This is a genomic window from Roseicyclus amphidinii (assembly GCF_030163755.1).
GTDB classification, from domain to species: Bacteria; Pseudomonadota; Alphaproteobacteria; order Rhodobacterales; family Rhodobacteraceae; genus Roseicyclus; species Roseicyclus amphidinii.
On the sequence record NZ_JASJOE010000022.1, the window covers coordinates 41,435 to 54,741 of the forward strand.

Genomic DNA, 13,307 nt, shown 5'->3' on the forward strand with positions numbered 1-13,307 from the left:
CCGCGGTCAGGCCTCGGCCCCCATGTCGGCAAGCATCTTGCGCAACTGCTTGGTGGCGGGCGTCACGATGGCGACGAAGTAGCTTTCGCGCAGCTTGCGCTGTGCCGCGCCGTGGGTGACGTAGCCGCGCGCGCCCTGGTGGAGCATCGCGTTATGGGCGGCCGCGACCGACAGGTCCCCGGCGGCCAGACGCGCCCGCACCACGCGGATGAAATACTCCTGCGAGGTGTCGTATGGCGTCTTGGTCAGCTCGGCGACCTCGGCCTTCATCGCCTCCAGCTTCTCGCGGAAATGCTCGGGCTGGTCGGGCAGATGCCTGTTCACATGGCCAAGCTGGCCGCGGACCTGCTCCATCAGCGCGATGCAGCCCTCGATCATGCCGAAGGCCATGCCGGACTGCAGCAGGATGAAGCCCGCGCGGATCTTCGGGATATAGGCGTTGATCGGGTCGGCCAGCACCTGTGCGTCGGGGACAAAGGCATCGCGGCATTGCACGCCATAGGTCCGCGTGCCCTCCAGCGCCACGAAATGATCGTTGGCGACCAGCTTCACGCCCTCGCCCGAGCCGTGGATCACCATCATCACCCGCTCGCCCGCGCGCGGGCCCTCGGGGATCTCGCTGACCACGGCGAACCAGGCGTCGGGGTTGATGTTGCTGACCCAGGGCAGCGTGCCGCGGAGCGTATAGCCGCCCTCGACCCGCGTCGCCTTGAGCTTCATCGTCTCGATCCCGAAGAGCGTCTTCATCGGGTTCGACAGACCGGTGCCGCCAAGGATCTCGCCGGTGGCGACCTTCGCGCCCAGATCGGCCTGCAACGCGGTGTTGTCTGAGTTGTAGATGTACCAGCCCAGCGCCGATTGGCACCACATGCAGAACGCCGTCGACAGGCATTCCTGCCCCGCGCGCGCCATGGCCGCGATGGTGGTATCAAGGTCCAGCGCGCCGCCCGGCGCGGGCAGGTGGCGCTGGAACGCGCCCGCCGCGCCGAAACTGCGCATCACCTCTTCGGGGTAAAGCCCGTCCACGTCGATGGCGCGCACCAACGGCACGAGATCGGCGGCGGCGATGCGGTCGGCGGCGTCAAGGACGCTGGCAGGCTCGGGCAGGCCAAGGGCGTGGGTAGGGTCTGCAATGGCAAGGTCGAGGGACATTGGGCTGCTCCTGTCTTGGGCGATCCGGGGCGCCGCAACGGGGCACGGACGGGATGGAATCGAAGGGGGCGGCCACGGCCCACCGCAGGGGCCGCAGCCGGATCGGAGAGGGTCAGGCGGCGCCGATCTCCATGTTCACCGGGCGCGCGAAGGTGTTGAACACCGGCGACCACTTGGCGACATGCTGGATCAGCTCGTCGATGACCTCCTGCGGGGCGTCGGCCTCCATGATCACCTTCATGCGGACATCGGTGAAACCGACCGGCTTTTCCGACTGGTCGCCCGTGCCCCAGACGGCGGTGATGTTCAGATCCGCCTCCATCTCGATCTCGAGCTTGTTCACCGTGATCCCGCGATGGACGGCATTGGCGTGCAGCCCCACGCAGACGCAGGAGCCAAGGGCTGCCAGCGACGCCTCGGACGGGTTCGGCGCGGTGTCGTCGCCCAAGAGCCCCGGCGGCTCGTCCACGATGTAGGGCGGCAGGTCGCGGATGTAGTTGGCGTGGCGGAAGCGGCCCTCGGCGACGGTCTTGCACGACAGCGTCTTGATCGCCTTGGGGTCGGCCTTGCCCTTTTCGATCAGCCCTTCCAGGCCGGTCTTGTCGATCGGGGCCAGGCAGCCTGTCAGGACGGTTGCGGGTTCACCCATGGTTGGTTCCTCCTTCTGGGATTTGGTTGTCAGGTGTCGCTGCGCAGCCAGCTGAAGCGCTTGATCGCCAGCATGCAGAGCGTGTCGAGGGCGTAGCCGATGACACCGATCACAAGGACGGTGGCACCGAGACGGGCGTAGTCGAGACTGTCGCGCGCATCGTTGATCGCGTAGCCAAGGCCGGAGGAGACGCCGAGGTATTCGGCGGGCACCAGCACGACCCAAGCGATGCCGAGCGCAAGCCGGATGCCGGTCAGGATGTCCTGCGCGATGGCGGGCAGGATCACGTAGACCAGAAGATGCACCGGCTTGGCGCCCAGGTTGCGCGAGACCTTGAGCCAGGCCGGGTCGATCCGGCGCACCCCCGCGGCGGTGGCGAACAGGATCGGCCAGACCGCGGCCACCGCGATCAGGAAGATGATCGCGCCGTCCCAGGTGGAGAACGCCATGACAGCGATGGGCATCCACGAAAGCGGCGAAATCATCCGCAGCAGCTGGAACGGCGCATTGCACAGGTCGCGCAGCCAGCCGATCCGCCCGATCAGGATGCCCATGGGCACCCCCGCCGCGATGGCGATAGCCAGCCCCCAGCCGACGCGCTCGAGGCTGGGCGCGGACATCGGCCAGATCTCGCCCCGCTGGATCATGTCCCACAGCCGCTCGAGCGTGGGGCCCGGCGCAAGCTGGCCAAAGGCGCGCATCCCGTCGCTTTGGGTGATCAGCCAGCCGCCGAAGGCCCAGAGCGCCCCGAGGATGCCGAGACCCAGCATCGAGATACCCAGGTTCCGCGCCATGCCCCTAAGGGCATCGGCGCGGGCCGTGTCGGCCTCGGTCACGACGGTGTCGTCAGGGGTGTAGGCCGCATCGGTCACAGCGCCAGCACCTCTTCACGCTCGAACGGGTTGCCGGGGTTGACCGAGGGATCATCCAGCCATTCGGGGAAGCTTTCGACCGCGTTCCGCACGAAGCTGCGGTCGACCAGGTCCTCCGACACGAAGGCCGGGTCGAGATCGGCCAGGAAGGCCGCGTCGCCCGAGACCACCGTCTCGCGCAGGTAGGTGACGGTCAGCGCGTCCGCGCTGGGATAGGGCCAAGGCTGGAAGTCGATCCGCCCGTTGCCCCAGTCGCCATGGGTCAGCGCGCCGGTCTCGCCGTATTCGACGCCATCGTAATGCGTCATCGCGCGTTCCACGACCTCGGCGGGCGCGGGCAGGTAGCCGCGGCCATCCCGGCTGATCATCCGGGCGACCTCGGCCTTGTTCTGCGAGGCATAGATCGCGCCGCGCACCACCGCGTTGGTCACCGCCTGCACCCACTCGGGCCGCGCGGTGATCGCCTCTTCATGGGTGGCGACCACGCAACAGGGGTGGTTCTTCCAGATGTCGCCGGTAAAGCGCAGCATCCGCGCCCCGGCCATCACCTCGCCCAGCGCGTTGAAGGGCTCGGCCACGATATAGGCGTCGATCGAGCGGGCCGCGAGCGCCGGCGGCATCTCGGGCGGCGGCATGACCATCAGGTTGCACTCGTTCGGCGCCAGCGGCGCGGACTGGTCCTGGATCACCGGCGTGATGCCCGACTGGCGCAGCGCGTATTGCAGCACGATGTTGTGCATCGAGTACCAGAAGGGCACCGCGACCTGCTTGCCGCCCAGCCCCGCGAAATCGGTGATGTCGGTGTGCTCGCCCACGACAACGCCCGAGCCGTTGGTGTGCGCCCAGGCCAGCACTTTCACGGGGAAGTTGTTGTTGTAGCGCATCCAGATCGGGATCGGGTTCAGGAAATGGACAAGGTTGAACCGGTTCGCCACGAAGCTTTCGATCAGCGGCGCCCAGCCCCGGATCAGCGTGGGGTCCTCGGCCTCCAGCCCCTCGTCGGCGAAATAGCCGTTGGCGTGCGCCACCAGCAGCGCGGTGGCATCGGTGATCGGCAGGTAGCCGATGCGCACGACCTCGTCCTCCTGCGCGTAGGACATCTGCGGCAGGCTCGACAGAAGACCCGAAAGCCCGGCAAGCATGCCGCCCTTGCCCAGAAGGCCAAGCGCCCCCCGGCGGGAATAATCATGGGCATAGGCGGCACGGGCCCAGTCCAGTTCGGCGCGGCGCAGATCGTCATCGGTCATGGTGGCAACTCCTATGCGGGGGGTGTCAGGCGGTTGTTTCGAAGAGATGGGCAAGCCGCGCGCGCTCGGCCTCGAAGGCCGGGCTGTCGCGGTGGCGCTCGGGGCCGGGGTCGAGCATCGTGTCGGTCACGATCCGCCCCGGATCGGGGGCCATGATCAGCGCGCGGTCGGCCATGATCGCGGCCTCGGTGATGTCATGGGTCACAAGGACGACCGTCAGGCCCAACTCCTTGGCGATGCGGCGCACGTCCTGCTGCAGCGCGCGGCGGGTGAAGGCGTCGAGCGCCGAGAACGGCTCGTCGAGCAACAGAAGGTCCGGCTGCGTCGCCAGCGACCGCGCCAGCGCGACACGCTGCTGCTGTCCGCCGGACAGGTCCTGCACGTTGCGGTCGGCATAGGCCGACAGGCCCACCATTTCGAGCAGCGCGGGCACGCGCTCGGGGATCTCGGCGGTCCGCCGCGCGAAGCGCAGCCCAAGCGCCGCGTTCTGCGCCACCGTCATCCACGGAAAGAGCGAGGGCGCCTGGAACATCACGACCCAGCGCGGCGACGCGCCCTGCACCCGGTTGCCGTCGATGAATACGCCGCCCTCGGCGGGCTGCATCAGCCCCGAGATCAGGTGCAGCAGCGTGGACTTGCCGCACCCCGAGCGCCCCACCAGCGCCAGAACCTGCCCCGCGGGCACGGTGATGGAGATGTCGTCGAGGCAATTCGCGGCCATCCCCCGGTAGCGGTGCGACAGGCCGTCGATCTGCACATGGGCACCGGTGGCCATCGGGGTTGCGCCTTTCGTGGTGGGGGGCACGGGCACGACCGCGGCCTCGGCTGCGCCCTGCACCTTGGCGGTGGCGAATTGCGCGTGGTGGGTCATGGATGCCTCCCGGCCGGATCTGGACTGTTCTGTATCGACGGTCAGGAAACCGATCTGTTTTGTCCAAGCTTCTCTGCGCCGCAGCACCCGATAACCCGGCACAGCCACGAAAAGGCGGCAAAACAGGCCGATTCTAACGGCATTTGCCTCAATTATGAGCGAAGATCGCCTTCGGCCGGCCGAATCCCGCCCGACCCAAAGGCAAGAATCGGATACCGATCTGTATTCTTTTTCTACAAGAAACCGCGGTCTTTCCTCTGGCGCGATGCACTCCAACCTGAGATAATGAAACCGGACGGTATCCAGTATCCCGATGCAGGCGAGCCAAGACGATGAACATCAGGCCGACACCCACGGACGCGGCGACCGACGCCGCAACCCCGGCCACGGCCGAGGCGCCGATGCCGCTCGATGACCTCTGCGCAGGCGCGGGCACCGTCTGTTCGGCGCGCTACCGCGCCACCACGCCCGACCGGGTGCTCGCCGCCGCCTCGTGGCTCTTTTGTCACCACGGCTTCCAGGCGACGGGCGTCGATGCCATCGCGCGCCGCGCGGGCACGGCAAAAACCTCGCTCTACAAGCATTTCGGCAACAAGGAGCAGCTGATCGAAGCCGTCCTCGAACGCGAGGGTGCGGCCTGGCGCAGCTGGTTCTTCTCGGAAATGGCCAAGGTCGAGGGCACCGCCGAAGACCGGCTTCTCGCCGTCTTCGACATCCTCGGGACATGGTTCGCCGACCCGCATTTCTTCGGCTGCCCCTTCATCAACGCGCTGGGCGAGTTCGACGTGAACAACGCCCGGCTGCGCAAGATCCTCGCGGCGCACAAATCCCACCTCAACGGCTGGATCGCCGCGCAGGCCGAGATGGTCGGCACCCCCGACCCGGCCGATACCGTCGCGCAGTTCACCATCCTGATCGACGGGGCCATCGTGGCAGCCCAGGCCAGCGGCAACCCCGGCTACGCCCGCCAGGCGCGCGGCCTTGCCATGCTGCTGCTGCGCAGCCACGCCCCGGCAAGCGCCCGCAAGTAGCGCAATGGCGCTGGCATCGGGGGCACGGCCGCACCCGCGCACCGGCCAAACCCCAGGCGCAACTTGACTATTGGGCCCGAGTTCGGTCCAACGAAAGCGTAGCCAGTCAACCGCGTGCGTATCGATGACCATCCCGGAAATCGTCGAAACCGTGATCCTCGCCGATGGCGAGCTTCTGGTTCACGCCGCCGAGGATGCGCTCGAGGCCGGCTTGCGCCTGCGCTGCGCCGAGGGGGCCGTGGCGCTGGAGCCGGTCGACGACCCCGGCTTTTCCCCGCCGCATGTGCCCCTGCGCAGATCCTTCTCCTTCCTGCCCGGCAGCGTGCCGCTGACCGAACGGCTGGCCGACGGGCGCAAGACCAGCTTCGGCGGCGAGGCGCAGGTCAACGGGCTGGTCGACTGGGCGCTCGAGGATGGCCGGACGGTGCAGATCCGCGTCGACGGCTTCGACCGCCCGCACGTGATCGAGATCGCCCAGACCCTGACGGTGCAGGCCGCCGATGCGGCGCTGGTGTTCGAGGCGTGGATCGCCTCGCACCGCTGCAAGGCCGAGCTTCTCGTCACCTTCGACCACGCCGACGGGCGACACCCGACCACGGTGACCCTGCCGCTGGACCCCCGCTTTCGCGGCGGCCGGTCGATCGAGGGGTATCAGCATGTCCTCGTGCCGCTGCCGTTCCGGCGCACGGGCTGCAGCGTGAAGATGCAGGTCAATTACCTGCAATACCGCCCCGACGAGGAAGAGAATTACCCCTATGTCTTCATCGCCGATGCGCAGATCCGCGAGCAGGCCGAGCGCGCGGCGACGATCCGGCCCCGCGAGCGGGCCATCGGCCCCGGTGCGGGCCGGGCTTGGTTCCGGGCGCGGGTGCCCGCCTTCCGCGCCCCCGCCGACGCCCCCGTCACCCTGCATCTCGGCGACGAGACGCTCGAGGTCTTCGCCCCCGAGGACAACGCCGTCACCCTGTGCGACGATTACGGGCATTCGCTGGTCCTGCGCGCAGCGCGGGCGCAGGCCATGTCGCTCTGGATCGACGGCGCGCGCGTCGGCGCGGCGCAGATCGGCCCCGAGGAAACCACCCTTCGCCTGCCCGACAGCTGCCTGAAGGGCGAGATCGTCGAGGTCTCGATCCGTGACCCGTCGGGCAGCCAGGTGTTCCTGTCGCTGCCGGTGCTGGCCCCGCGCATCCTGACCCCGCATGACGTCCTGTCGCGCGAGACGCGCGCGCCCTTTCCGACCGACCTGACGGTCCGGGCCAACCACCGCTACCGGGCCCTGCGCGCCCATCTTGCCCAGCCGGTCGAGGGGCTGGACCCCTCCGCGCTGGTGACCGCGCTCGACACGCTCGACCGCACCCATGACACGCTCGCGCTGCGTCCCATCGCCTTTCCCGAGGTCGCCGAGCCGGTCGTCTCGGTGATCGTCCCGGCCCACAACCAGGTGCGCGTCACCTATTACGCGCTCTGCGCGCTTCTGGTGGCCCACAACCGGACCAGCTTCGAGGTGATCGTCGTCGATGACGCCTCCGGCGACGAGACCGCCGAGATCGAGACGCTGGTGTCGGGCATCACCGTGATCCGCAACACCGAGCCGCAACGCTTCATCCGCGCCTGCAACGCGGGCGTCGCCGCCGCGCGCGGCACCTATGTCGCGCTGCTCAACAACGACACCGAGGTGACGGTCGGCTGGCTCGACGCGCTGGTCGACGCGTTCGACCGGTTCGAGGATGTCGGCCTTGCGGGCGCAAAGCTGATCTACCCCGACGGCCGGCTGCAGGACGCGGGCGGCATCGTCTGGAACTCGGGCAACCCCTGGAACTACGGCAACGGCGGCAACCCCTGGGACCCGCGCTATTGCTACGCCCGGCAGGCCGATTACCTGTCCGGGGCAGCGCTGATGACCACGCGCAAGGCATGGGACAAGGTCGGCGGCCTGTCCTCCTATCTCGAGCCGATGTATTTCGAGGACACCGACCTTGCCTTCAAGCTGCGCGAGGCCGGGCTGAAGACATGGTTCGTCCCCGCCTCGGTCGTCTATCACTTCGAGGGGGTGACCAGCGGCACCGACCCCGCGACCGGCTTCAAGCGATACCAGGAAATCAACCGCCCCCGCTTCAAGCGGCGCTGGACCAACGCCTATGCCGGCTTCGGGCGCGAGGGGCATCAGCCCGACCTCGAGAAGGACCGCGGCATCGTCGGGCGCGTGCTCTTCATCGACTACACCACCCCGCGCGAGGACCGCGACGCAGGCTCCCATGCCGCGCGGCGCGAGATCGAGCTGGTGCAATCGCTCGGCTACAAGGTGACCTTCCTGCCGCAGAACCTCGCGCATCTGGGCAGCTACACCGACGAGATGCAGAACAGCGGCGTCGAGATGGTCTATGCCCCCTTCCATCTCTCGGTGCAGGAATTCCTCGAGAAACGCGCCGCCGAATTCGATGCGGTCTACATCACCCGCTATTACGTCGCGCAGGAAACAATCCACCTGATCCGCAGGCTGAACCCGCGCGCGCGGATCATCCTCAACAACGCCGACCTGCATTTCCTGCGCGAGCTGCGCACGGCCCTCGCCGCGGGCGATCCCGACCGGCTGGCGGCGGTGCGCGCGGTGCGCGAGCAGGAACTCGAGATGATGACCGCCGCCGATCTCGTGCTCAGTTACAACGAGGTCGAACACGCCGTCATCGCCTCCCACACCGAGGGGCGCGCCCGCGTCATGACCTGCCCCTGGGTCGTGCATGTCCCCGAGACGGTGCCGCCGCTGAAGAGGCGGCGCGGCCTGTCCTTCCTCGGCAGCTTCAACCACCACCCCAACACCGAGGGCGTCAAATGGTTCTGCGCCGAGGTGATGCCCCAGCTCGAGGGGCCGCGCACCCGGCTCACGATCTACGGCTCCGGCATGGGGCCCGACATCGCCGCGCTGGCCTCGGACCGGATCGACCCCGCGGGCTTCGTCGAAGAGCTGTCGGATGCCTATGACCGGCACCGCATCTTCGTGGCGCCGCTGCTGTCGGGCGCAGGCATCAAGGGCAAGGTTCTCAGCGCCATGGCCCACGGCATCCCCACCGTGCTCACCCCCATCGCCGCCGAGGGGATCGGCCTGCGCTCCGGCCATGACTGCCTGATCGCCGAGACGCCGCGCGCCTGGGCCGATGCCATCCTCGCCCTGTCCGAGGACGACGCGATGTGGCGGTCCATCTCGACGGCCGGGCGCGACTACGTCGCCGCGCGCTTCTCCTTCGCGGCGGGCCGCGACAAGATGAAGGCCGCCTTCGAGGCGATCGACCTCTTCGGGGCGGTCTGAGGCATGATCATCAACCGATCGGTCGGCTTCGCCTTCATCCACATCCCGAAATCCGCCGGAACCAGCGTGACCCGCTACCTCGCGCCGTTGAACGGCCCCTTCGACCTCGAGATCGGGGGAACCGAGTTCGGCGAAGAGATCCAGCGCGCCTACGCGCGGCGTCACGGCCTGCGCAAGCACTCCACGCTGGCCGAGGCGCAGGCCGCCATCGACATGGCCCGCCCGGCGGCGGGCGACATGTTCACCTTCAGCTTCGTGCGCAACCCCTATGCCCGGCTCGCCTCGATCTTCGCCTTCCTGCGGCGATGGGAGGGCTACAACCCCGAACTGCGCCGGATGATGATCTCCTTCGCGGATTTCCCCGACTTCGTGGCCTCCGGCCTCTTCACGCGCCTGCCGGGGCCCGACGGCATGTTCCGCCCGCAATGCGACTGGCTGAAGCTCGGCGGGCACCTCGCCGAAGGCCTGCACTGGTTCAGGATCGAAGAGGTCGAAACCGCGACCGCGACCATCCGGCAGGAACTGGCCCGCCGCGGTGCCGACACAACCGCCCTGCCCGACCGTTTCCCCCACGCCAACCGCTCCGACAGCCCCGATCCGGCGCGGCTCGGGCTGGACCCCGACCTCCTCGCCCGGATCAACGCGCATTACGCCGAGGATTTCCGAACCTTCGGCTACCCCGTCACCGGCGCGGGGCCCTGACCGATCCGGCGAGGCTCGGGCTTGACCCCGACCACCCCACCCGGATCAGCGCCCATGACGCCGAGGATTTCTGCACCTTCGGCTATCCCGTCAGCGGCGCGGCCCCCTGCCACGGACGGAGCCCCCCGGAACCGCCCGCCGAACTCTGGCCCTCCTCCCGTCGCATCGCCCGCCGCCCCCCGACGCGGCGAAGATACCGAGCACCGGCACGACCAATTCCCCCAAGCGCCCCGTGCCGACACTCCCGATCCGGCAAGGCTGGACCCCGACCACCCTGCCCGGATCAATCCCAGTAACATCGAGGGCTCCCGCCCCCCGTCCACACCGCCCCCGGCATCCCATGCCCCCGCCAGCCCGGTCACCTCACGACGAGCCGCGCCCGACCCATGGCTCCCCGTGACAGCCTGAAACCGCCAGCAGCGCCCGCCGAACCCCAACCTCTCGCCAACGATAGCCGCCCCCCGACGCGGCGAAGATACCGAACACCTGCGCGGCCACCTCTCCCAAGCGCCCCGTGCCGACACTCCCGATCCGGCAAGGCTGGACCCGACCATCCCGCCCGGATCACACCCCATCGCACCGAGGCCTCCCGTCCACACCGCCCCCGGCATCCCATGCCCCCGGCATCCGCCCGGATCACCTCACAGCCAGCCGCGCCCGGCCCGTCGCCGCCTGCGGCGGATGAACCGACAGCTCCAGAACCGCCCGCCGGGCGCGGGCCATCCCCTCCGTGGCCGCGATCATCCCTCGATCCCCGGCCTCGACCGTCTCCCGCGCAAGCCCGTGGTCGAGATGCAGCCGCATGGTCGAAGCCCCCCCGTCGAGGCTCTCGAGCCGCAGACCACGCCCCGCCGCGACCTCCCGCGTGACATCGAGGAAACAGGGCCGCCCCGCGAACAGCACCAGCTCCCGGTCCAGATGCGCCCGCGTCTTCTCGGCCTGGCTGGCGAGCATGTCGGCATGGATCGCGCGGATCTGCGCCGGCATCCCCTCGCCCGGCAGCTCGAAAACCCGCAGCGCCTGCCGCGGTCCGACCTCGGGGAAACAGGCGGCGATCCGGTGCAGCCTGAAGGCCAGGTCGACCGCCCCCGGATCGAGGTCCGACAGGATCTCGAGCATCTCCCCGTCCCCCGCGAAGGGCCGGTTGAGGCCCAGACCCACCTTGCCCGCGATCCGCATCGAGACGAGGCAATAGAACCGCGCACGCCGGTAGGCGGCCCCGGCGGGGCGAAAGGCGGTCAGGTGGTAGCACATGCCCAGCGCCTGCGGATGCACCCTCGCGGCCCCTGCCCGGCCCGTCGCCTCGTGTCGGGGCCGGACCAGCCACATCCCCGCGAGGATATCGTCGATCCCCGCCCGCGCGAGGTTCATGAAGATCGGCGCGCGCGGCACGGGGGCATCGCCGCCCCCCGTCAGGATCGCGTCGGGATGCACCAGGAGCGGCACCTGCAGCGCCCCAAGCGCATGGGGCGAATGCCAGAACGCCTCCAGCCGCGCGGGGTCCACCGCGTAGATCTCGTCGGCGTCGATGCGCATGACGCGGGCGCTGTCGCAGGCCTCGAGCGAGGCGCGGCGCTTGTGGGTCTCGTTGCGCCAGGTGCCGCAGATACGGGTATACGGGATGCCCGAGTCCGCGAGCACCTCGAGCAGCCCGTCGGTCGACCGCTCGGGGTCTTCGCCGGCCAGGCGGCAGACCGGCGCGACCCAGTCATAGGCCCCGTCCACCACGACAAGCCGGTCGATGAGAGGGCGGACCGAGGCGAGCACATGGCCCAGCAACGCGCTGTCATTGTGGATGATCAGAACACCCGTGACACCCATACCGCCTACCTCGGGCCGCATACCGGCCCCGTTACTGGCCCCCTTGCTGGCCCCCTTGCTGGCCGCGCCCCGCCGGGCGGTGCCTCACCCGCGTCCGTAGCCATCCTCGTGGCGGATGATGTCATCCTCGCCCAGGTAGGCGCCGGTCTGCACCTCGATCAGCACCATGGGCAGCTTGCCGGGGTTCTCCAGCCGGTGAACCGCGCCCAACGGGATGTAGACCGACTGGTTCTCGGACAACAGCGTCACGCGGTCCTCGACCGTCACCTTCGCCGTGCCCTGCACGACGATCCAGTGCTCCGAGCGGTGGTGGTGGCTCTGCAGGCTCAGCGCCGCGCCCGGATGCACGAGGATGCGCTTGACCTGGAACCGCTCGCCCAGCGCAAGGCTTTCGAACCAGCCCCAGGGCCTGTGATCCTTGGGAAACTCCGTCGCCTGCCGCGCCCCCGCCACCTTCAGCGCCGAGACCGCCTGCCGCAGGTCCTGCGCGCGGTCCATCGGCGCGACCAGCACCGCGTCGGGCATCGCCACGGCGATCATGTCCTCCAGCCCGAGTCCCACCAGAACCTGCCCCTCGGTCTCGGACCGAAGCAGCGTGTTGCGGCACTCCAGCGCCTGCACCGGCCCGCGGCTGGCGACACCGGCCGCGTCGCGCGGCATCTCGCGCCAGACGGCCTCCCACCCCCCGAGGTCCGACCAGCCGCCCGCGAAGGGCACGACGCTCAATCCCTCGGCCCGCTCCATCACGGCGTAGTCGATCGAGATATCCTCGGCCTCGGCCCAGGCCGCCGGGTCGAGCCGCAGGAACCCCAGGTCGGGCTGCGCGCCCGCAAGCGACCGCGTCACCGCCTCCAGCACGGCAGGCGCATGGGCCGTGAAGGCGGCGATCAGCACATCGGCCCGCGCAAGGAACAGCCCCGCGTTCCACAGGTAGCGCCCATCCTCCAGCATCGCCTGCGCCGTGGCCGCGTCCGGCTTTTCGACGAAGCGCCGCAGCGGCTGCGGCCCGTCGCCTGTGCCCTCCAGCTCGAGATAGCCATAGCCCGTCTCGGGCCGGTCCGGGCGAATGCCGAAGGTCACGATCCGCCCCGCCTGCGCCACCTCGGCCCCGGCGGCGACGGCGGCGCGGAAGCCGTCGACATCGGCCACCACGTGATCCGAGGGCGTGACCAGCACCAGCGCGCCGGGGTCGGAGGCCACGATATGCAGCACCGCCGCAAGGATCGCGGGCGCGGTGTTGCGCGGCGCGGGCTCGAGCAGGACCGCGGCGGGATCGACACCCGCCTCGGTCATCTGCTGGGTGACGATGAAACGGAAATCCGACGCGGTCACGACGACGGGCCGCGCGAACCCCGCGCCCGCGACGCGCCCGACCGAGGCCTGGAACAGCGTCCCCTCGCCCACGAGGTCCGAGAACTGCTTGGGATAGCTCTTGCGCGACAGGGGCCAAAGCCGCGTGCCGCTTCCGCCGCACAGGATGATCGGCGTGATCGTCTGGGTCATGGTCACCTCTGCCGCCCCGTTACTCGCCGGTAACAGATCATGGATTGCCGCGGGGATACACCCCGAAGCCGGCACCGATGTCCAGTCCCTCGCAGCCGTGGCAGCGCCGCGTCACGCCGCGTCACGGCACGGGCCGGGCGGGCCCGGCAGGGCCG

10 protein-coding genes are annotated in these 13,307 nt (G+C 69.3%); 3 read left to right on the plus strand and 7 right to left on the minus strand.

Annotated elements, in window-relative coordinates:
* Positions 1–6 precede the first annotated feature (6 nt).
* The 5 genes from QQK83_RS09450 to QQK83_RS09470 form a co-directional block, all read right to left on the minus strand.
* Positions 7–1,152, minus strand: a complete 1,146-nt coding sequence (locus tag QQK83_RS09450) for an acyl-CoA dehydrogenase family protein (protein ID WP_284263639.1) — start codon at positions 1,150–1,152, stop codon at positions 7–9.
* Between the two features lie 112 nt (positions 1,153–1,264).
* Positions 1,265–1,801, minus strand: coding sequence for an OsmC family protein (locus QQK83_RS09455; RefSeq protein ID WP_284263641.1), 537 nt, complete (start codon positions 1,799–1,801; stop codon positions 1,265–1,267).
* Between the two features lie 29 nt (positions 1,802–1,830).
* The gene (locus QQK83_RS09460; RefSeq protein WP_284263643.1) at positions 1,831–2,673 is read right to left on the minus strand and encodes an ABC transporter permease; all 843 of its coding nucleotides are present in this window, start codon (positions 2,671–2,673) and stop codon (positions 1,831–1,833) included.
* Positions 2,670–3,920, minus strand: a complete 1,251-nt coding sequence (locus QQK83_RS09465) for an ABC transporter substrate-binding protein (protein ID WP_284263644.1) — start codon at positions 3,918–3,920, stop codon at positions 2,670–2,672. Before QQK83_RS09465 ends, QQK83_RS09460 begins: the two co-directional genes overlap by 4 nt.
* A gap of 25 nt (positions 3,921–3,945) precedes the next feature.
* Complete coding sequence (locus QQK83_RS09470; protein WP_284263645.1) at positions 3,946–4,791, minus strand: ABC transporter ATP-binding protein; 846 nt, start codon at positions 4,789–4,791, stop codon at positions 3,946–3,948.
* Between the two features lie 332 nt (positions 4,792–5,123).
* Between QQK83_RS09470 and QQK83_RS09475 the strand changes: the two genes are divergently transcribed.
* The 3 genes from QQK83_RS09475 to QQK83_RS09485 all read left to right on the plus strand — a co-directional run bounded on the left by QQK83_RS09475 (position 5,124) and on the right by QQK83_RS09485 (position 9,828).
* Entirely contained in the window at positions 5,124–5,822 is a 699-nt protein-coding gene (locus QQK83_RS09475; RefSeq protein WP_284263646.1) for a TetR/AcrR family transcriptional regulator, read from the plus strand.
* 124 nt (positions 5,823–5,946) lie between these two features.
* Positions 5,947–9,126, plus strand: a complete 3,180-nt coding sequence (locus QQK83_RS09480; RefSeq protein ID WP_284263647.1) for a glycosyltransferase — start codon at positions 5,947–5,949, stop codon at positions 9,124–9,126.
* Between the two features lie 3 nt (positions 9,127–9,129).
* Entirely contained in the window at positions 9,130–9,828 is a 699-nt protein-coding gene (locus QQK83_RS09485) for a sulfotransferase family 2 domain-containing protein (protein ID WP_284263648.1), read from the plus strand.
* Between the two features lie 636 nt (positions 9,829–10,464).
* Here QQK83_RS09485 and QQK83_RS09490 read toward each other — a convergent pair.
* On the minus strand, positions 10,465–11,649 hold the full coding sequence (locus QQK83_RS09490) for a glycosyltransferase family protein (RefSeq protein ID WP_284263649.1): 1,185 nt from the start codon (positions 11,647–11,649) through the stop codon (positions 10,465–10,467).
* Positions 11,650–11,733: 84 nt separating this feature from the next.
* Positions 11,734–13,152 carry a mannose-1-phosphate guanylyltransferase/mannose-6-phosphate isomerase gene (locus tag QQK83_RS09495; RefSeq protein ID WP_284263655.1) on the minus strand — a complete coding sequence of 473 codons (1,419 nt, stop codon included), beginning with the start codon at positions 13,150–13,152 and terminating at the stop codon, positions 11,734–11,736.
* Positions 13,153–13,307 lie beyond the last annotated feature (155 nt).